This window comes from Leptolyngbya sp. FACHB-541, assembly GCF_014695875.1.
Classification (GTDB): Bacteria; Cyanobacteriota; Cyanobacteriia; order Elainellales; family Elainellaceae; genus JAAUTN01.
Map to the genome: position 1 here is coordinate 115396 of NZ_JACJPC010000115.1, position 20028 is coordinate 135423.

A 20028-nucleotide genomic window follows, 5' to 3' on the forward strand; every position below is an offset into this window, starting at 1 on the left:
TTAAACCAATCAAACCATAACCATTAATTCCTAGCCTCGCAGGAGGAGATTTTTGTGATTGCGCTCAAAGATTTATGGCAAGAACAACGGCAACAGCGTCAGCAAGAAATAGCCCAACGGCAGCAGCAGGTGCGTGAGACCCTAGCCGCATTCCAACAACAACGCCAACAAAGTGCCGCCCAACTGCGAGATGATCTGAGCCTATTTCAGCTTGGCTTGCAGCAAGAAACTCAAGTTTTTCTGGCTCACCTCAGCGATCGCCGACAAGTTCAGGCTCAAGAATTGGCTCAGGAGCTACACAACTTTCACATCGATTTGAATCAATCTGTGGCTTCTTTGCGGCAAGAGTTAAAGATTAAAGTTCAAGCCATTCAGGCAGAAGTTCAACTGTTACTAGAAACCAACCAGCAGCAACGGGCGCAAGTCCAGATGCAGTTAGCTCAAGACCTAGCCGCCTTTATGGAATCGCTCCATTCAGAAGTTCAGACCTACCTTTCTGAACTGGAATTGATGCGCCAAGACCGGGCAAATCAGCTACAGCAAGAACTTGAGCAAAATCGGGCTAAACGACTTGCCGAAATGACTGCACTACGAGCCGAATTGCGTGACTACTGCACTAGTTTGCGAACAATGATCTGGGGAAATGGTAGCTCTGACGTCAGTTCCGAACCGGGTTCTGCTGCATTAAATAGCGTTTCACCTGTTGCAGCTTCTGTGACGATCGCCCTTACTCCAGCCTTACCCACTGCACCAGTTCGACCTCAACCCGTTCAGGTCACATCAGTTCCTCAAGCGTTGAATTCGCTGCAAAAAGACCCAGTGCAGCTAGAAGAAGAAATCTACTATCACATTTACCAGGTGCAAGGGGCACGCCTCACCGAGCTTGAAACCGCATTAGGCATCAATCGCTTTCAAGCCGTGGATGCACTCCGCTCCTTGATTAAGAAAGGATTAGTAACCCAGCGCGATCGCGTCTACCTGATTCAAGAGGAAGCAAGCCTGTGACCACCGTTCTCCAAGCCCGCCCCCGTCGCTTTGTCAGCACTCCCTCAGTCGAGCGAGTGGCAACGAGAGCTTTACGCTACCTTCAGTCCGGCTTCTCTGTCCACCTGCGTGGTCCCGCTGGGACTGGCAAAACCACCCTGGCACTTCACCTGGCAGATTTGCTCACTCGTCCCATCATGCTGATTTTTGGCGACGACGAGTTCAAGACCTCCGACCTGATTGGCAACCAAACTGGCTACACCCGCAAAAAAGTAGTCGATAACTACATTCACAGTGTCGTCAAAGTTGAGGACGAACTGCGGCAAAACTGGGTTGACTCTCGCCTAACTCTTGCCTGCCGAGAAGGATTCACCCTGGTCTATGACGAGTTCAACCGCTCTCGCCCGGAAGTCAACAACGTGCTGCTGTCGGCACTAGAAGAAAAGCTGCTGGTGCTGCCTCCTAGCGGTAATCGCAACGAATACATTCGAGTTAATCCTCACTTTCGCGCCATCTTCACCTCAAATCCAGAAGAGTATTGTGGTGTTCATGAAACGCAGGATGCCTTGCTCGATCGCCTGGTAACAATCAACATGCCAGAGCCGGACGAACTGACCCAACAGGAAATTGTGGTACAGAAAACTGGCATCGATCGAGAAAGCGCTGCAATCATTGTCAGCCTGGGTAAAGCATTTCGGGTTAAGACTGGAGCGGAGAAAACTTCAGGCTTACGGTCTTGCTTAATGGTAGGCAAAGTTTGTCATGAGCATGAAATTCTGGTAATGCCCGAAAACCCTGAATTTCGGGATATTTGCCACGACGTTTTGCTCTCTCGCACAGGGCGATCGCTGACTGAATCTACTCAATTGCTCTGGGAGCTGTTCAACGAACTCATTTGCCCTGAACTTGACCCCGCTGACCTGTTAGAAGATTGCGATCTGTCACAGCCTGAAACTCTGATCTTTAGTCCTCAGCCTCAAGCACATCCAGAAGTTGAGGTGCTATCAGGTGAATTGACAAAACAGCCCGCTTTGTCCAACGTCAATAAGCAGGATGAGTCAAATCTAGAAATTGATGAATTTTCAACTCTCACTAACGCAGAGTCAAGCGTTCCGTTTGAGTGGGAAGTTTATGAGTATTTGCAAGAATTTCAAGACGCTCGAATTGCTCAAATTGAGGCAGCTTTGGGAATCAATCGCTACGAGGTTGTGACAGCGCTGCGATCGCTAACCGAACAGGGAATTCAGTTTAATTCCAGCATTGCTGAAACAATCTCTGCCTACCAAATCCACATTACCAGCGAGGATGAAGTATGACTGTAACTCAAGCTCGTCCTATGGCTGGTGGAAATAGCGGCAATCGGGCAATTGGCACGTCTACTTCAGGTTCCACTCTGGCGGATGTCCTCGAACGAGTTCTCGATAAAGGCATTGTAATTGCCGGGGATATTTCTGTCTCGGTAGGGTCTACAGAACTATTGAGCATTCGCATTCGCCTGCTGATCTCATCGGTAGACAAAGCCAAAGAAATGGGAATCAACTGGTGGGAAAATGACCCTTATCTGAGCGGGCAGTCGCGCCAATTGCTTGAAGCAAACCAACAACTTCAGGCAAGAATTGAGAGCCTGGAAACAGAACTGCGATCGCTAAAGGCGGCTGAAAACTTAGCCTGAGAACCTAGCAAGTTAAGGACTGAAAAAGATGATTACGCTTAGAACCATGAAGCAGATCGCCACTAGCCGAACGATTCCTAGCTTTCGGGCTTGTCGGTCTTTGGGGCGATCGCACCTCCTTTCTGAGCAAAGACGAATTGCTACTGCACAATCCGAAAGGCTTGATCAGGAGTCCCTTCGCCAATGGCGTAACCAGCAGTGGCAACACAAATCTCAGCAGGCACCAACCCGCCAGCGTTAAGCTTACGTCATGGCTTCTTCTGATTCTCCAATTCAACTCACACCTGAAAGCTCCCTTCCTGAGCAAAGTGGAGCCAACTCGGGTTTGGCTCCCTTGCTACTGACGGTGGTTGAGCTAGTGCGGCAACTCATGGAAGCTCAGATAATCCGCCGCATGGAAGCAAAAGAACTGAGCGACGAAGATTTAGAACGAGCCGCAGACAGCCTGCGAAAGCTAGAGGAACAAGTCGTCCAGCTTTGCGAAATTTTTGAAATTGACCCAGCAGATCTAAATATCGACTTAGGCGAGATCGGGACGTTACTTCCCAAGTCAGATGGGTACTATCCAGGTGAGGCTTCAGCGAACCCATCCATTCTGGAACTGTTAGACCGACTGCTCAATACAGGAGTGGTGGTAGAAGGAGAAGTTGACTTAGGACTGGCTCAACTCAACCTGATCCACGCCAAATTGCAGTTAGTGCTGACCTCCAAGCCAATTTAGTAAGCCAGCGCAGCTTCGTCTGTCTAAAGGAATTTTCATCATGGGAAACGGTTTATATCTCTACGGCATTTTCCCCGCTCCAGGACCAACAAATTTGCATCTAGAGGGGTTAGACCGTCAGCCTGTACAGACTCATGCAATTGACGAGTTCGTCTTCTTGTATTCAGAAGCTCAGCAAGAAAGGTATTTAGCTAGCCGTCGTAACCTGTTAGGACATGAGAAAGTGCTGGAGCAGGCAATGGAGAAGGGATATCGAACCCTGTTGCCGCTACAGTTTGGGCTGATTATTGAGAATTGGGAAACGGTCAATCAGCAGCTTATTGTGCCACAGGGTCAGGGTTTAGGCGAACTGTTTAACAAGCTAGACGGACGGCGCGAAGTCGGCGTAAAGGTATTTTGGGATGCAAGTGCTGAATTGGAGGCACTGCTCCAGGAAGATCAAGGTTTGCTGGCAGAGCGCGATCGCCTCGAAGGAAAATCCCTCAGCATGGATCAGGTCGTGCAAATCGGGCAGGCCATCGAGCAGGCGATGGCAAACCGCAAACAGAGCATCATCGAGGTTTTCCAGGGAACCCTCAATCCATTGGCGATCGATGTTGTAGAAAACGATGCAATGACCGACGCAATGATTTATAACGCCGCTTACCTGATCCCTTGGGACGAGGAAACCTACTTTAGCCAGCAGGTTGAGGCCCTCGATCAGCAGTTTGATGAGCGGCTCCGCATCCGCTACAACAGCTTCACCGCTCCGTTTAACTTTGTCCAACTTAATTGAGGCAATCCATGTTTCTTGATCTTCTCCTGACACCGATTACAGCTCCCATCAGTGGCATTGCCTGGGTCGGCAATAAAGTTCTAGAGCAGGCAAACGCAGCCCTAGATGATAAGGAAAACTTGAGCAAACAGTTGCTGTCACTCCAACTCGCATTCGACATGGGCGAAATTCCTGAAGAGGAATTTGAAATCCAGGAAGAGGAACTACTGTTGGCAATTCAAGCGCTAGAAGATGAAGCTAGAGCAGCAGAACAGGAACTTGAGTAGATAAAATTCTCGTTACGAGGCTTCGCCTTATCATGCAGCTCCAGAGGCCCTGCCTCCTATGAGGCGATCGCCGATCACGTCTCACTCCGGCTTGGGAATCGCTTCAGAGAAGCTCCAAATTCTTCAACTACCAATAGAGAAGCTAGAGCTTCCAAACCAACATTTCAAGCTGGAGATCGGAAACGAGCAAATGGACAAATCTGTTTCCCAACACGGGTAGGGGCGCAGCATTCGGCAGATAGACCTCAAAACAAACTTGAAAGCCTTTGCCCGAATGCTACGCCCTACAAGGACACTCGCTACTGTTCAAAAGTGATGCGAATCTAATATTCGAGGAATAGGGTGTTGAAGGTATCCGATGGAGAGGGGGCGAGCGCCATCTTCGCCGTTTTCACAGATGATCGAATTGTTGGTTCTGCGGCAACAGTCGGCACTTCTTCTCGCATCTGCTGCACGTTGTTTTCAAGTTCAGCAACCTGACCGTCTAAAACTGCAATTCGGTCTGAAATTTGCTGTCGCCGCTGTTCAAGGCTCTGCAATTCTTGCTGAAGTCGCTTCTTCTCAATCACCAACTTGTACAAATCAAGAAATGCGGTTGCCTCTGTTTTTGGGCGAGGCATGGTGCTGATTTTGGGGCGAATCGTGCCTTTGGCAGAAGGGCAGTGCATAGGTAATCGCAATAGCTCAATTTTCCTCTAGTGTTCCCATCGTAAAGCAGGGCTACCGCGCCCAAAGTTTTGTAACGTCGTGTTTTCAGCTACAGTTCCCTCAGCCAGACTGGCAAACAATTGGGGTTTGAATAGTTGGTGGAATTTCTGCTAACCGCAACGCCAGATTTGAATGTTGCTTTGATATGAAACCCCGAATTATTGTCTGTGGTTTAGGTCGAACTGGCTATAAAATTTTCTCCTTGTTGAAGCAGCAGGGTGCTTTAGTCGTGGGGATTAGCGACTCCCCGGTGGAAGTCTTGCGCGAACGGCTGCACGGTCTAGATGTAGATCATGAAGCCGATGTGGTAGTCGGAGATCTGCGATCGGCTGGAACGCTTGTGGCAGCAGGGGTTAAGGAAGCTCATACGCTGGTGCTGGCAACCCGCGATGATGCGTTGAATCTGGCAGTTCTGATTCAAGCAAGGGTGCTAAATCCTCGAATTCGGATTATTAGCCGTTTGTTTAATACCAGTTTGGGCGATCGCCTTGACCACACCCTACCTGACCACGCCAGCATGAGCGTCGCTGCTCTATCTGCGCCAGTATTTGCCTTTGCCGCGATGGGCAATCGGGCGATCGGGCAGTTGCGATTATTCCACCAAATCTGGCCGATTCACGAGGAGCACATCGACGAAACGCATCCCTGGAAGGGACGGAAGCTAGCCGATCTATGGGAAGACCGTTCTCGCATGTTGATTTACTACTTGCCCGTGGATAGCAGATTGGATCTAATATCTGCGGTGGTTGAGGATCAGTCTTTGCGGGTGGGCGATCGCCTGATTGTTGCAACTCAGCCCAGTGTTCGCAACTTTCGTAAAACCTTTAAGCAAAAGTTTTCGGAGTTTTTGCTTGGTCTGCGGCAGTTTCAGCAGCAGGTTCAGCCTACCGTTGTCGTGATGTTAGTGCTGCTGGCAACGATTTTTGGTGCAACCCTCACTTACACGGCAGTAAACCTGCAAACCACACCCATAGATGCCCTGTACTTTTCTGTAGGAATGATTACGGGGGCTGGGGGCAACGAAGGTGTTGTGGAACATGCTCCTGCAAGTATCAAAGTTTTTACTGTGGTCATGATGCTGGTCGGTGCGGCAGTTATTGGAATTTGCTACGCGCTGCTGAATGACCTTATTTTGGGAACCCGATTTAAGCAGCTTTGGAACACGAACCGCATTCCCCGTAGTCAGCACTACATCATTTGCGGGTTAGGTGGAGTCGGGGTACAAATCGTCAACCACCTTCACGCTAATGGCTGTGAGATTGTGGTGATTGAGCCTGACCCTAACAATCGTTTTTTGAATGTTGCCCATTCGCTCAAAATGCCGGTGATTCAGGGAGATGCTAGCGTTCTCGCGACTCTAGAATCTGCCAATGTTGCTGAAGCTGAGGCACTTCTAGCCGTTACTAGCGACGACGTTGCCAATCTAGAGATTGCCCTGACTGCCAAGGGGCTTGCTCCTAAACTACCCGTGATCGTCCGCAATCAAGATCCCCAATTTGCCCCGTTGGCTCAGCAGGTATTTGACTTTGAGGCGGTTCTAAGCCCAGCCGAACTTGCGGCTCCCTCTTTTGCAGCAGCAGCCCTGGGTGGGAGAGTCTTGGGAAATGGAATGACGGCTGACAGTCTGTGGGTAGCGCTAGCGACCATCATTACACCAGGGCATCCTTTTTGTGGTCGGCGAGTGAAAGAAGCAGCGATGACGGCTGATTTTGTACCGCTTTATCTTGAAACTCGCTGCCAAACTATTCATGGATGGGATTTGCTAGAAGTTAGTCTAGATGCAGGAGATGTTTTGTATCTAACGGTGCCCGCTACCCATTTAGAGCAGCTTTGGCGTGTCAACCCGGCTCCGTTGGCGATGCAGCTTAACTACTAATGACTAATGCTTCCTCTTCAACGGAAAAACGCCACACTCAGCAGCAACCCTGGCTTTTAACTCTCTGGACAATCCTGGTTTACGCTTTTCTATATCTGCCGATCGCCACTCTTATCTTCATCAGTTTTAATGATTCGGCAATTCTGTCGCTGCCGTTTAAGGGATTCACTGTTAACTGGTATGAGATGGCGTTTGGCGATCGCTCCCTGCGTCTCTCTCTCTGGAATTCGCTGCAAGTAGCAGCAATGGCAACCCTTTTGGCAACTGGATTTGGGCTGCTGGCTGCTTTTGCAATTTACCGCTATCAGTTCTTCGGCAAAACCAGTTTTCGGATTGCGTTAAATTTGCCCATTCTGCTGCCTGGAGTGGTCACAGGAGTGGCAATGCTGGCTTACTTTTCTAGCCTGGGGCTTGAGCTTTCCTTGTGGACAGTGATTTTAGGGCACGCCGTATTTGGGCTGCCGGTGGCGCTAGGGCCAATTTTGACGCGACTGTCTCAGTTTCCTCGGAGCCTAGAGGAAGCTGCCTACGATTTGGGAGCAAAACCAGCCCAAGTTTTTCGCGGTGTAATCTTCCCTTACATTCGCAGTGCGATCGTTTCAGGGGCGCTGCTGGCGTTCACATTATCGTTTGATGAGGTGGTCGTGACGATTTTTCTGACTGGGCGAGACAATACATTGCCCATGGAAATCTGGGGCAGATTGCGAACAGACATTACCCCAGAAATCGCCGCAGTTGCGACACTGGTATTAATAGCAAGTACGGGGATTGTGTTGCTGAGTCAGTGGGTTGTGGGAAGGGATGAGGGATGAAGAATGAGGGATGGTAGCGTTGTTTATTTGGAAGGGGTGAGTAAGATTTACCCGACGGCAGCGGGGGAAATTTTTGCAGCGCGGGATGTGACGATTGACGTGCAGCCCGGAGAGTTTTACTCACTGTTGGGGTCGAGCGGGTCTGGCAAAACAACAACTTTGCGGTTGATTGGGGGATTTGAGATTCCTGAGTATGGACGAGTTTGGATTGGCGGAGAGGAGGTGACGGAGCAGCCTCCCTATCGGCGTAATGTGCATACCGTGTTTCAAAGCTATGCCCTGTTTCCGCATTTGACGGTGGCTGAGAATATTGCTTACCCACTGCGAATTGCCAAAACTAATCGGGCTGAAGTTGCTGAGCGGGTAGAGGAATCGTTGCGGATGTTTCAGTTAAAAGGAATGGGCGATCGGCGTCCTTCGCAACTTTCTGGCGGACAACAACAGCGAGTTGCCCTGGCAAGGGCATTGATCAGCCGTCCCAAAGTGTTACTCCTGGACGAACCGCTGTCTGCCCTGGATGCCAAAATTCGGGAGGAAGTGCGTCAGGAGCTACGCGATCTGCAAAAGCAAACAAATCTTACCTTCATCTACGTGACTCACGACCAGGAGGAAGCGCTAGCGCTGTCCGATCGCATTGCCGTGATGCACAACGGTCAAGTGCAGCAAATTGACACTCCTAAGCAAATTTACGATCGCCCCACTTCGCTGTTTGTAGCTCAGTTCATTGGTAAAGCCAATTTTCTCAAAGGCACAGTTCTAGAAGCAAACGGAGAAACGGCTGCTGTTGAGGTTAGCGGAACAAAGATTTGGGCAGCTTCACCGGGGCGATCGCCCACTATTGGCGACGCTGTAACCCTGATGATTCGTCCAGAACGACTGTGCCTGGGTGAAACTGCTAAGACTGCTAAAGCAGACAATCAACTTTCTGGCAAAGTTGCTAGTGTTACCTATGTTGGTCAACTCGTTGAACTTAAGGTCGAAACGCCCATCGGATTACTCACCGTCACTCAGCTCAGCTCAACCGCAGACCTCAGCCCCGAACAGTCCCTTTCCTGGAATACTAACGACTGCATCCTTCTCCCCGGCTGACATCAACCTAATGGAATTGGCAAAGGCGTGAACCAACTCTACAAATTTTGCACTTTGAATTTTTAACTCTTCATTGATTCAAGAGGTTTTTATGGACAAGCTGATTCATTATCCAATGGTGATTGGAGAAGAACTCGTCTCTACAGGTAGCGAAGATTTGGTTGATCCTGCGACCGGGCAAGTGTTTGCAACGGTTGCTTTGGGAAGTAAGGCAGATGTTGACCAGGCGGTGGGGATCGCCAAACAAGCGCAAGTTACCTGGGCTACCCTTTCCTATGGAGAACGCAGCGCAGCACTGCTGAAACTATGTGATGCCCTGGAAGCTAAAAGCGAAGAATTAGCAAGGCTGGAAAGCCAAAATTCTGGTAAGCCGCTGAAGCTCACTGTTGAAGGCGACATTCCTTTTGCGATCGACAACTTGCGCTACTTTGCCTCAGTGCTGCGTCGGCAAGAAGGTGCTGCTGCCGGAAGCTACATCGGTGGCTACACCAGCATGATTCGGCGTGAACCCATCGGCGTAGTCGGTGCAATTACCCCCTGGAACTATCCCTTCATGATGGCAATTTGGAAGCTTGGGCCAGCCCTGGCAGCAGGCAACGCCGTTGTAATTAAGCCCGCACCCAATACGCCTGTCACTACGATTGAATTGGCTAAGATTGCCCTCGACTCTGGCTTCCCTGCCGGATTGATCAACGTCGTCACCGGGGGAGCCGAAGTTGGTGAAGCAATTTGTACCCATCCCAACACCCGCATGATCAGCTTCACGGGCAGTACTCGCACGGGTAAGCGCATCGCCGAACTCGCCAGCCCAATGGTCAAGCGCGTCACTCTGGAATTGGGCGGCAAGGCACCTTTTGTCGTCTTTGCTGATGCCGACGTTGAAGCAGCAGCGCATGGGGCAGTAGCAGCTTCCTACGTCAACAGTGGGCAAGACTGCACTGCTGCTACTCGAATTTATGTGCAAAACGAGGCATTTGACCAGTTCCTGAACCGCTTTATTGATCTGTCCAAACAGGTGAAGGTCGGTAATCCGTTTGAGGAAGGGACAGACATCGGTCCGCTGGTCAGCGAAACTCAGCGGCTCAAGGTCAAAGGCTATGTCGAAGAAGCCCGCCAGCAGGGAATTAAGGTGGCACTAGGTGGCGAACTACCGGAAAGTGAAGGTTTCTACTACCCACCAACCATCCTGGTAGATGCTCCCGAAGATTCAAACTGTGTGCGTGAGGAAATCTTTGGTCCAGTCGTGGTAGTCAATCGCTTCTCAGACGAGGCTGAGGCAATCAAGTTGGCAAACAACACTCCTTACGGCTTGGCAGGCAGCGTTTGGACGCTCAACGTGCAGCGAGCCATGCGAATGTCAGCAGCGATGGAGTGTGGTACGGTCTGGGTCAATGACCACATCCCGATCGCCAGTGAAATGCCTCATGGCGGTTTCAAGGAAAGTGGCATTGGCAAGGATATGTCCTACTACGCGCTGGAGGAATACACCGTCGTCAAGCATGTTGTGTTTGACAACACTGGAGAACAGCGCAAACCCTGGCACGCTGTTGTTTTAGGAGAAGCAAATTAGAATAATTTTCTAACTTTGCCGAAAACTTTCCTGATAGAAGGGGTGTATAGGGAATAAAGGAATGGTAGATGCACCCTGATTTAATCCCTGGCTTCGGCTGGGGATTTTCTTTTTGTAGGTTGGGTGAAGTGCAGCGGAACCCAACACCGGGATACCTGCGATTGTTAGGGTTCGCTTTGCTTCACCCAACCTACAGCTTTAAAGATGGAACCAGCCTCTAGGATAGACTTGAGGGGATGCGAGAAATAGTTTGACCTTGGGGCTGTATGACTACTCGACCAGAGGTAATCAAGCAAAGTGAGTTGCTGAATCAGCTAGTGCTTGACCGCAACAGCCTGGAAGAATTAGGACGAGTCGAAGTGCTGTGGATGCATCCTCCTAAGCATCAAGTGTTGGGGTTTGTCTGCAAGTCGGGCTTCTTGGGAGCTAAAAAGACAGCATTTAAGCTAGCCCAACTTTCAACCTTGGGTACAAACGGGGTTTTGACCCAAGGGCAGCCAGAAGAAACAGATGCCGATAAGGTACGAAAGCTGGAATCTGTGATTGGTCACGAGATTTGGAGCGATGCAGGCAACAAAATCGGCAGAATCACTGATTATTTGTTTAACCTGAAAACGGGGGCGATTACGCAATACCTGTTTATCTCCAGCGGTTGGGGCGGCATTGCAGGGGATGTGTATCAGCTTCCGCCTACACAAATTTTGAGCGTTGGCAGTAAGCGAGTGCTGGTTTCAGAAACCACGGCTCATAAATGTGCGCTGTATCGGGAAGGCATTAAGCAAAGGCTGACGAAGGCCGGGGACGTGCTGAAGGAGGATTATGTGCAGGCAACCCAGGAGTGGCGATCGCTCACCCAACGCGCCCAATCTGCTACTGGAGGAGCCAAAGAACGGCTACAAACGTTAGCAGAACAGGCAAAAGAACGTGCCCATTTCCTCTCTCAGCAGGCAAAGGAAAGGGCGCAAACGTTTGGCGAACAGATTAAGGCAGAATCTCAAACCATAGCTCAACAGGCAAAGGAAAAAAGCCAAACCCTAGCAGAGCAGCTTAAAGAAAAGACTCAAACACTAGGCAAACAGGTAGAAGAAGGTATTCAAACACTAACCGTGCAGGCTGAGGAAATCTTTGATCCGGATGTGAAACATGCTCCCAACAGTTCACCATCGGCACCAGACACAACTCCATCAGATTCAACGAGCTCTTCCCATGAGGCAAAGGCAGTAGATTCAGATTATTGGGGCGATCGCTCCGATGAACCAGATCAATCTGCTCAATTTGATCAACCTATTGATGACGATGATGAACCTTGGATCTGAAGCTGATCAGAATTGGCTGAGGGCTTTTGTGAAACACCCTGTGAAATCTAGACAAAGAAGGCGCACTGGTTCCAGTGCGCCTGTAGATTCATGCTTCAACTAAGCTTAGATGCAAGCTTTAGTAAGCTCCACTTTTATTTAGGACTGCCTGAATCGTTTTCCAGATGAGGGCAATGTCGTAGCCAATTGACCACTTTGTCTGGTAGGCGATGTCCATTTTGACGATGTCTTCAAAATCCTCGACGGTAGAGCGCCCGTTAGCCTGCCATTCCCCGGTGATTCCAGGTCTAACCAGTAGACGCTTGTAGTGATGGCGCTTGTACTTCATCACTTCATCTACGGTTGGGGGACGGGTACCAACTAAACTCATTTCCCCTTTGAGAACATTCCAAAATTGGGGCAATTCATCCAGGCTAGTACGGCGTAAGAAGCGACCGACTCTGGTGACGCGGGGGTCATTGCGGTTTTTGAAAATGCTGCCCTTTGCCTGATTGTGAACCAGGTGCTTTAGAGCATCAGCTTCGATAACCATTGAGCGAAACTTCCAAATGCGGAAGGTGTTGCCGTTCAGTCCACAACGGATTTGGCTGTAGAAGATTGGGCCAGGGTTATCAAACTGGACGGCGATCGCCACTGGGATTGCCACAAGGGCAGTGATTGCTAGACCAACCAGCGCTCCCAGGATATCAATCAGGCGCTTAGCCTTACTATTTACAGAAGGATGCACCTCTGCGGAAGAGGCAATGATCTCATTCAAGTGAGTCAGCGCAGGTGAGTGAGTTAACAAGGAAGAAGGAGGGTTGGAAGTGGTAATCACGATTCGTGGTCATCTCCTCTACAGGTCAGTCGGCTGAAAGTCAACCTTCTGTAAATATAAAAGGCAACTCTTGGATCAAGCCAGGGAAATAGGTTGCATTTGCCCAATCTTTGAACTGGATTGGAGTTTTATAAAGTTCTAATGTACTGAACTTCCGTAAAAAACTGCTTTTGCCAAGGTTAAATCTAGGGTTTGGCAAATAAAAATTGTATAAGCGCTATGGCGTAATGTCTAATCACTCCACGGCATTGCTCAACTCGCTCAGTTGGATTTGGATATAGACCTTTAGTGCGAATGGGGGCACGGCTAAGCCGCGCCCCCATTCACACTCGAAAAAATGATTCATGCAGGAAGTCTGTTTTTACGCTCAACGACACCTCCTAATCGAGGCTTATTCCTGAGTAGAAACGCTCAGCCCAACGGTGAGAGGCTCTGACAGCTTTTGGTGGGTGCTGGCTGTAATGGTGCTGAGATAACTGCGGAAGTGATTCCACTGCTGGTAATTAGGACGATAAGTCTGGCTGTCGAGCTTTTGGAACAATGGAGCTGCCAGTAGCATTTGGTAATCTGGATTTTGCTTGGATTGTTGAGCAAGCAAATCAACGTGCTTTTCAGTGGGCACCAAACCAGGAGGAAGATGCCCTTCTAGAAGAGCCAGAATGTGCAAACGGCAAGCTTGAGTATTGATGCCCCGCCGTTCTAGCATCTGCATGATCTGAGAGAGGGAGAGGGGTTGGTCAGGAAATGCTCTGAGCAATTCCATTAACAGGAAATAGTCGCTGTATTGCTGTCGGGGTAGGTTGAGTACCTGGGGGTGGAGAGGTAAGGTTGCTAGCCCATAAGCGACTCGGCTACAGGTAGGAAGGCGGCTTTCCTGGGTAGAACCAGCCCGACTGTTAGTGTAGGTGTCTTGAATGATGGTGGCATTTGGCAGCTTTTGCCTGAGCCAGCGGGCGATCGCCCCAAAGGAAGCTGTACCACCCGTACAAACCACTTGATTAATCGATTGAATTGGTACACCACTCTGAGTCAGCAAAGCATTTAATTCTCGGTTTAGCCGCTGAATGTACGGCAGGAGCACACGGCTACCCAACTCTCGGCGCATCACCGTCCACTGCTGATCGCCCAACTCTAGATTGAACCGATCTTGCTGCTGCAAAATGAGTTTCAGGTACCTTGCAGCGTCCAGTAGGCTTTGACCCATGGGTGAGCTTTCAAGCCGCTGCTGTAGCCGCTGTCGGTTGACGGGGTCTGGCTCCCCAGCAGAGGGCAGAGTTAAGTTTTCTAGTTCTAAACTTGCCCAGGTCATGGTTTCAGAATTAGATTCGGTTGGTTGCCAGTGCCAGCCATCTACAAATGCACCAGATTTAGGAGTTTGTCCTGAGCTAAGCGTGTAACCTTCAGGAGCAGTGTCAGAACGACGGGGTTGGCGTGACCAGGTAGGATACAGCAGTTGGCAAATGATGTCCTGGTCGAGCGCTTTTCCGGCATAGGGAAGGCTGCGTAAGGTGAAATCTTGGTAGGTGAGATTTTGCAGAGCGCTAGGCAAGTCAACGAGTGCCATCTCAGTCACACTTGCCCCAGCGCTAATTACCAGGGTGCTGCCTTGCCAATCGGTGTTGTAGAGGTAGGGTTTTTGAGAAAGATTGTTGGGCAGTACAACGGCTCGACCGTCTGAACTGCGTAGTCCCGATAGGAGAGTGGCGATCGCATCTTCAATAAAGAAGATTTGCTCTGGATGGGCAACCAATCTGGCTCCCAGTACTGCTTCTCGAATGTTGAAGCTGTAGGTATCTGACCAATGGGCGGGGTAGCCCATGACTACACCAGCAAGCTGCCGTAGAGCAGTCTGGAACGTTGCTGCATCTAGTCCAACGGCTGCACAGCTTAGAGCTGAGTGCGCGGGAGTAGACAAGCGATGATGACTGAGGGTCGCCAACAGCGTTTGTAACGCCTGGTGCAGCCAACTCATCTCTAGCTGATGCTGATCAGACCACTGTAAAACAGGCTCCCAGCCTGATGTTTGAGGAGAATAATGGGGAACGCCAATACTCAGATAGGGCTTAAAGTCCCGCAGCAATAGCCTCCAAGAATCTGCGTCGAAGTTTGCATCGCCAGACTGGTTGCGCTGGTTAAGGTCAAGGGCGAGAGAGCCAATTGCGACTGAGGTGACGGCAGCCTGATCCTGGTTTGGGGATGGCAGATTGGGATCTATTGGAGTGTCGCGTCCGGTTGATAGATAGGCGATCGCAGGCAACCGAAAAGACTTATCTGCGACGAAGCCGCCCTGATCTTGGGGTCGTGCCTCTGACCAATAGATGGGGTAAAGTTCGCAGGTTGAGCGGTTGAGCAAAACGGCAGAAATACCGGTTGTGCCAAAATCGATTCCTAGATACCAGTCTTTAGCAACTGGTTCTTCGGCTGATTCTCCAGATGGTGGAATTTCACCTTGCAGTCCTGACTCCAAACCTGACAGCCCAAAACCAGGATCAAGCAATGCAATATCAGGGAAGGGGTTAGCATCATCCAATCTGGCAGCAGGAAGGTCAGATGGATCAAAATCAGCAGGAAGGCGATCGCTCCAATCGTCTACTCCCTCTTCTTCCGAGATTTCGGTAGGAGCTTCAGGAATATCAATAGGCGCTTCGACTGGCAATTCAGCCGAAATGTTATCTGCCGAGGCAATTGTCGAATCAGCCAGACCATTCTCTAAGGCGAACTCAGTCTCTGCTTCGGGAGTTATCTCTGGCTCCAGTTCAGGTAACTCAAGTTCTGCTCCAGAAACTATCTCTGGCTCTAGCTCAGGCAACTCAAGCTCCGCAGACTCCTCCATAGCACTGGGGTAACTTAGGTTGTCATCTGAACTGTCATCTGGCAAGACTTCGAGCTCTGTTTCTAGCTCGGGTTCGGTGACTAAGTCCGAAGTCAGTTCTGCAAACTCTGCGTCCGCAAAATTTACATCCGTAAACTCTAAATCAGGTTCAGATACCCCCGTCAGGTCTGAATTTAGAGTTTTTTTTTCAGCGTCTTCAGGGTCTGTTGGTTCTATTCCCAAAAAATCAAGATCAGGAGAGGAAATTGCTTCAGGCTCAGAATCCACTTCAAAAGATGGCAGATCCGTTGCCGAGCCATACTCTACGTCAGGCAGATCTAATGAGTCTAAGTCGGCAGTGTATAAATCGGTTGTAGATCCATACTCGACAGGCGGAACTGCTTCTAGAAAATCAAAATCTAAATCAGTTGCAGAGCCATACTCGACGGCCGGTTCGGGTTCAGCAAAAACATTCTCTAGCGTCCAATCTTCAGAAGCAGCCTGCAGTTCTGGAGATGGCTCAAAGTCAGTAGATAGGTCAAGCTCATCAGAGGGTGCTGCGGAAGATTGTGATTCTGCTTCAGACACCTCTTCAAATAGACTATCCAGTCCTTCCAGGGTGAACGTATCAGGTTCTTCTTGGATATTTGGTTGCTCTGGTTCTAGATTTTCAAAGTCCGCAAAGTCCAACACTGCTGAGCTGGATTCATCGAGCGGATCAGACGGACTAGGAGAAACAGGCACATCGTCCGGAGCAGCAACCTCTTGAACAAAATCATTTAAGGTCAGCTCTTGGATTTCAACTGAGGGTTGGGCAGTTTCGGAACCCGGCAGGTCGAATAGCCCCTCCAGAGTTGTTTCACTCGTCCAGGAAGAATTTGGGGGTTCTGTAAACTGAAGCTCATCCTGCTCGGTCGGCACATATTCTCCCTCTGGAAGAGGTGCTGCATCGAGGTCATCTGGAGGTAGCGCAAACAAGTCTTCTAGCGCAAGGTCGTAGTCGGGCTGGGAAGATTCTGCTGAGCTTTGCTCAAGTGACGGGTCAAATACGTCAGAAGTTTCTGTCTCTGAAGGGGGGGGTGGCGGAGCCGCAGTATCGACTTCAGCGATCGCAAACAGTTCTTCTAAGGTGGTTTCTCGTTGAGACGAAGCTGGGGAAGTTAGATCTTCAAAATCATTAGCTAGCAGATCATCTTCTAGTTCTAGATCTGATTCGGTGGATAAATCAGGCTCAGGGCTAAACAGATCGGACAGGGTCGTGTTCTGATCCAGCAGTGGCAGTTCTGTACTCAATCCACCAGTAAAGGAGCCGCTAGTAAAGGTATCTAATTCTCGATCGCCAAAATCTCCTAGCTCCTCGTCCTCAAATGAGCTAATTTCCTGATCGGCGACTTCAGCAGCAAGAGCTTCTTGATAGGAAAGCAAATCCGATAAATCTGAGGTATCGGGGAAAAACAGATCGTCAATCGTGTCGGGTGTTTCAGAAGAACTAGAGGGAGTCACATCAGGGGAGACGATCGCCTCAATTGAGTCTTCGGGTAAAGGCTCAACGACAGGTTCAACTGCCTCGATCTCTGGTTCTAGGAAATCTGTATCTTCTAAAAGTGGCTCTGGAGCTAGTGCTGGAGGTGGCTCGACCGCAGGTTCTGTTTCATCCCAGTCTACGAAGGTCCAATCTGGTGACTCGGTCGTTTCTAAATCTGCTTCTAAGGCAGAAAGGTTGCTGCCCTGCAAACCTTCTAGATTAGATAGGTCAGCCGTCAACTGCTCAAGGACATCTGGATCGAGCTGAAGATCGACGCGAGGATCGGTTTGAGATTCTTCGGTCACCAGCAAGTCTTCATCGGGAGCGGCCGTGATGTAGGTATCTTCAACGGGAGCGATCGCCTCAGGCTGAACCGTAAGCTCAGGTTGCATCTCAGGCTCAACTTCAGCAGGAGTCGAGCCCAGCAAATCAGACAGATTAGCAATCGTATCTATTTCATCTGGAAGGGTGGGTTGTGACTGAGGCGGAGGCAATAATTCTTCTGTGACATCCTCAGATTCATCTTCTACAACAGGCAGAATTTCCTCATCTGCCAAAGACATCTCTGGAACTTCGGCAGAAATGCTGTCTGGTTCACTCAACAAATCAGTTTCACTCAACAGATCGGTTTCACTCAACAAATCGGTCAGTGGAAAATCTTCTAGCCCCAAGTCGAGCGGAAAGTCTTCTAAGGGTTGGTCTGTTGAAGTTTCATCCACCAGAACCTCTGGCGGAAGGGAAAGCAGTGTATCGTCGACTGACTCAGATGGATCGCCCAACCCACCAAATAGTTCATCGCTCAACTCGCTACTGAGAAACGCATCGTCTAGGGGAGCGATCGCCTGTTCACTGCTTTCATTCACCAGATCTCCAGGAATATTTGCTTCTTGCACTGGCTCTGGGGAAGTCGGCGTAGCGATCGGCTCAACGCCTAAATCAGCCGCTAATTCACTGGGAGAAAGGTCAGTTAGTCGAGCTTCAGACTGTTCAGCAGCGGCATTCTCACCTGCACCGAATATGTTCTGATAGAAATCATCAAGCTGGTTGTAAAGGTTGTCGGGTGAGGCAACAGGTGCCGCAGACATCCCCACCGAATCTGTTGGGGGCAATTCAGATTCATCTTCGTCAGGCGGTTCGGGAACAATCGCTGACTCTAAAATGGCAGGCGTTGACTCTGGCTCGTCTTCACCAGGCTCTTCATGCAGTTCAACGCTAAGCTGATTGAGCAGATCGAGGGCTGAATCTAAATCCGCAATCTGTGGTTCTGAAGCTGCGGCTGTGAGATTTGTCTCATTGGCATCAGCAGCAGGAGGCTCATCAAACGGAAACTCAAATTGATCGTTCTGAAACAGAGTAGTATTCTCTGCTGACGAAGACTCTGGAAAAGTGGATATCCCTGCTTCAGTCAGTTGAAAGTCCTCACCGACCTGGAATGCTGTAGTGTCATCAGCATCAGGGGGAACCTCCAAGGGCAAATCATCTAGCTCAAAGGTCAGCAGGTCAAGATCTTCTAGTTCGGCATCAGTAACAGGGTCAACGGAAGCCGCAGAAGCAGACATTGAGTCTTCCACATTTATTTGCTCCGAAGTCTGATCTGAAGCTGTGGAAGGAGCGATCTCATTCAGTTCATTCAATAACTTGTCAATTTCAGCATCACTCACCTGCTCAGTAGAGAGTTGATCTGCTGAAGTTAATTGGTCTTCTCCAGTTACCTGACCAGGTTGGGTTGGGGTGTCCTCGACCGTATCGGTGGGGGTTATTCCAGATGAGACTGGTTGATCGACTCCTTGTAGAGTTGGGCGCGGCTCCCAATCAGTTGTTTCAATTGAAGATTGAAGGTAAGAAGAAGCTCCTCGTCCCAATTCTCCAGCCAAGCGGCTCATCAAGGCGGCAAACATAGCCTCACCCTGCTGCCCAAAGCCGTGCATTCGCTCAAGCCCCTGCCCTAGAGATTCTTGATAGCTCTTTACACTATCCTGGAGCGAGTCAAACACAACCCTAAGCGTAGTGTCTAGCTTAAGAATCAGTTGGTCTGACTGAGACTGGATCGCTTGCAACTGTTTCAGGCGTTGAGCGGGGGTCAATAAAGACTGAGACGATACTTCTAAATCGCCCTCCTCATCCGCCGCTCCCAAAGCCATTTCTGCATTGTCAGATTCCAGGCTGGCTACCATTTGGGTCATTTGCCCAGCCAGGTCTTCTCGCAAACGTGCCCTCAAGGTTTGGAAAAACTCATCAGATTGGGGCAACGCATATTGCTGTCGCTCGGCTTCAAGCTGTTTGATCTCCTGAACTAAGCTCTCTCGCCGCTGGCTCATCTCCTCAATGTCTGAGCGCAATGGCTGCATCACGTTTGCCCGCAAATAGCTCATCTCCTCCAAGACAGCCTGCAAAACTTGCTGTGCTGATTCTACAGTTGCGCCCTGTCCTGGTTGCAGCTGAACGCCCAACGATGCTGAAGCACCATAAGCAACTAGATCACCACCCGTACTACTTGGCTCAAATTCTGGCGCAGACACCTGTTGTTGAAGAGCAATTAAATAGTTGCGAGTTTGCTCTAAAACTTGACGTTGTTGGGTTGCGTCTCCGGACATAACCCAAGGCAACCGAGGACTGGCTTTACCCAATACTCTATCGATGTCATTAATCAGTGCTTGAATTTGAGCTTTTTGAGGAGTCACAATAAAATCCCTGACTAAAATGATGCAGGTCTGTAGGAGCCAAAATAGGGCTACCGCTACTGCTTTAAATATTAGGGCTAGATCTTTCAGAAGTAGCGGGGAAGCCATTCTGAAGATACATGGACTGTCGAGTTTGCTGAAAGACTTTCAGTTTCTTCAGTCAAATTGATCAAATCAAGTTGCTGACGTAACTTGGCTTAACACTGCCTCGATTCTAAAGCGATGAAGTTTAGTCTATGAGGAGTTGCAGTCTATCGTTACTCAGTTTATATCTAGCTTCTGGAAACAGGTACTATGCGCGCGAAATGCAACACATTTTCACCTAAGGTCTGATTCATCTCACAAACTATAGCAGCCCTAAATGATTTGTGAGATGGCTTATGAGAATTTGGGCAGATCGAGCC

The 20028-nt window shown here is 49.7% G+C and carries 15 protein-coding genes; 12 read left to right on the top strand and 3 right to left on the bottom strand.

Translation table 11 applies throughout. The annotated features are described in order from the left end of the window. Positions 1 to 54: 54 nt before the first annotated feature. From gvpC to H6G00_RS25435, 7 genes are read left to right on the top strand one after another with little or no spacing between them, the layout of a single operon-like run. Positions 55 to 1005: a gas vesicle protein GvpC gene (gene gvpC, locus H6G00_RS25405; protein WP_190798858.1), complete on the top strand. Its 951-nt coding sequence runs from the start codon at positions 55 to 57 to the stop codon at positions 1003 to 1005. Beyond that, positions 1002 to 2300 (top strand): gas vesicle protein GvpN, encoded by a 1299-nt coding sequence (gene gvpN / locus H6G00_RS25410; protein ID WP_190798859.1) that lies wholly within the window; start codon positions 1002 to 1004, stop codon positions 2298 to 2300. Before gvpC ends, gvpN begins: the two co-directional genes overlap by 4 nt. Next, on the top strand, positions 2297 to 2656 hold the full coding sequence (locus tag H6G00_RS25415; RefSeq protein WP_190687575.1) for a gas vesicle protein: 360 nt from the start codon (positions 2297 to 2299) through the stop codon (positions 2654 to 2656). The genes gvpN and H6G00_RS25415 overlap by 4 nt, the downstream gene beginning before the upstream one ends. A 28-nt stretch (positions 2657 to 2684) precedes the next feature. Further along, a complete protein-coding gene (locus H6G00_RS25420; RefSeq protein ID WP_190798860.1) occupies positions 2685 to 2897 on the top strand; it encodes a hypothetical protein in 213 nt (70 codons plus the stop codon). 9 nt (positions 2898 to 2906) lie between these two features. Next, a complete protein-coding gene (locus tag H6G00_RS25425; RefSeq protein ID WP_190798861.1) occupies positions 2907 to 3377 on the top strand; it encodes a gas vesicle protein K in 471 nt (156 codons plus the stop codon). A 40-nt stretch (positions 3378 to 3417) separates the two neighbouring features. After that, entirely contained in the window at positions 3418 to 4152 is a 735-nt protein-coding gene (locus H6G00_RS25430) for a GvpL/GvpF family gas vesicle protein (RefSeq protein ID WP_190798862.1), read from the top strand. An 8-nt stretch (positions 4153 to 4160) separates the two neighbouring features. Continuing rightward, entirely contained in the window at positions 4161 to 4418 is a 258-nt protein-coding gene (locus H6G00_RS25435) for a gas vesicle protein GvpG (RefSeq protein ID WP_190798863.1), read from the top strand. A gap of 323 nt (positions 4419 to 4741) precedes the next feature. Here the strand turns inward: H6G00_RS25435 and H6G00_RS25440 are convergent, their stop codons facing one another. Next, positions 4742 to 5086 (bottom strand): hypothetical protein, encoded by a 345-nt coding sequence (locus tag H6G00_RS25440; RefSeq protein ID WP_190798864.1) that lies wholly within the window; start codon positions 5084 to 5086, stop codon positions 4742 to 4744. A 185-nt stretch (positions 5087 to 5271) separates the two neighbouring features. Between H6G00_RS25440 and H6G00_RS25445 the strand changes: the two genes are divergently transcribed. From H6G00_RS25445 to H6G00_RS25465, 5 genes are all read left to right on the top strand, one after another. Next, the gene (locus H6G00_RS25445; RefSeq protein ID WP_190798865.1) at positions 5272 to 7002 is read left to right on the top strand and encodes an NAD-binding protein; all 1731 of its coding nucleotides are present in this window, start codon (positions 5272 to 5274) and stop codon (positions 7000 to 7002) included. Continuing rightward, entirely contained in the window at positions 7002 to 7814 is an 813-nt protein-coding gene (locus H6G00_RS25450) for an ABC transporter permease (RefSeq protein WP_190798866.1), read from the top strand. Before H6G00_RS25445 ends, H6G00_RS25450 begins: the two co-directional genes overlap by 1 nt. A 3-nt stretch (positions 7815 to 7817) precedes the next feature. Next, entirely contained in the window at positions 7818 to 8903 is a 1086-nt protein-coding gene (locus tag H6G00_RS25455; RefSeq protein WP_190798867.1) for an ABC transporter ATP-binding protein, read from the top strand. 91 nt (positions 8904 to 8994) lie between these two features. Beyond that, entirely contained in the window at positions 8995 to 10473 is a 1479-nt protein-coding gene (locus tag H6G00_RS25460; protein ID WP_190798868.1) for an aminobutyraldehyde dehydrogenase, read from the top strand. Positions 10474 to 10739: 266 nt separating this feature from the next. Further along, positions 10740 to 11789: a PRC-barrel domain-containing protein gene (locus H6G00_RS25465; protein WP_190798869.1), complete on the top strand. Its 1050-nt coding sequence runs from the start codon at positions 10740 to 10742 to the stop codon at positions 11787 to 11789. Positions 11790 to 11907: 118 nt separating this feature from the next. On the opposite strand, the gene H6G00_RS25470 is transcribed toward H6G00_RS25465, so the two are convergent. Both H6G00_RS25470 and H6G00_RS25475 read right to left on the bottom strand, forming a co-directional pair. Next, entirely contained in the window at positions 11908 to 12555 is a 648-nt protein-coding gene (locus H6G00_RS25470; protein ID WP_242042499.1) for a sugar transferase, read from the bottom strand. 442 nt (positions 12556 to 12997) lie between these two features. Next, positions 12998 to 19624 carry a hypothetical protein gene (locus H6G00_RS25475; protein WP_190798870.1) on the bottom strand — a complete coding sequence of 2209 codons (6627 nt, stop codon included), beginning with the start codon at positions 19622 to 19624 and terminating at the stop codon, positions 12998 to 13000. Positions 19625 to 20028: the final 404 nt, after the last annotated feature.

Excerpts from the sequence above, each read along its gene's own strand:
- H6G00_RS25455 (WP_190798867.1), top strand. The coding sequence starts at position 7,818 with ATGAGGGATGGTAGCGTTGTTTATTTGGAAGGGGTGAGTAAGATTTAC.
- H6G00_RS25420 (WP_190798860.1), top strand. The coding sequence starts at position 2,685 with ATGATTACGCTTAGAACCATGAAGCAGATCGCCACTAGCCGAACGATT.
- H6G00_RS25415 (WP_190687575.1), top strand. The coding sequence starts at position 2,297 with ATGACTGTAACTCAAGCTCGTCCTATGGCTGGTGGAAATAGCGGCAAT.
- H6G00_RS25425 (WP_190798861.1), top strand. The coding sequence starts at position 2,907 with ATGGCTTCTTCTGATTCTCCAATTCAACTCACACCTGAAAGCTCCCTT.
- H6G00_RS25430 (WP_190798862.1), top strand. The coding sequence starts at position 3,418 with ATGGGAAACGGTTTATATCTCTACGGCATTTTCCCCGCTCCAGGACCA.
- H6G00_RS25440 (WP_190798864.1), bottom strand. The coding sequence starts at position 5,086 with ATGCACTGCCCTTCTGCCAAAGGCACGATTCGCCCCAAAATCAGCACC.
- H6G00_RS25445 (WP_190798865.1), top strand. The coding sequence starts at position 5,272 with ATGAAACCCCGAATTATTGTCTGTGGTTTAGGTCGAACTGGCTATAAA.
- H6G00_RS25465 (WP_190798869.1), top strand. The coding sequence starts at position 10,740 with ATGACTACTCGACCAGAGGTAATCAAGCAAAGTGAGTTGCTGAATCAG.
- H6G00_RS25460 (WP_190798868.1), top strand. The coding sequence starts at position 8,995 with ATGGACAAGCTGATTCATTATCCAATGGTGATTGGAGAAGAACTCGTC.
- H6G00_RS25450 (WP_190798866.1), top strand. The coding sequence starts at position 7,002 with ATGACTAATGCTTCCTCTTCAACGGAAAAACGCCACACTCAGCAGCAA.
- H6G00_RS25435 (WP_190798863.1), top strand. The coding sequence starts at position 4,161 with ATGTTTCTTGATCTTCTCCTGACACCGATTACAGCTCCCATCAGTGGC.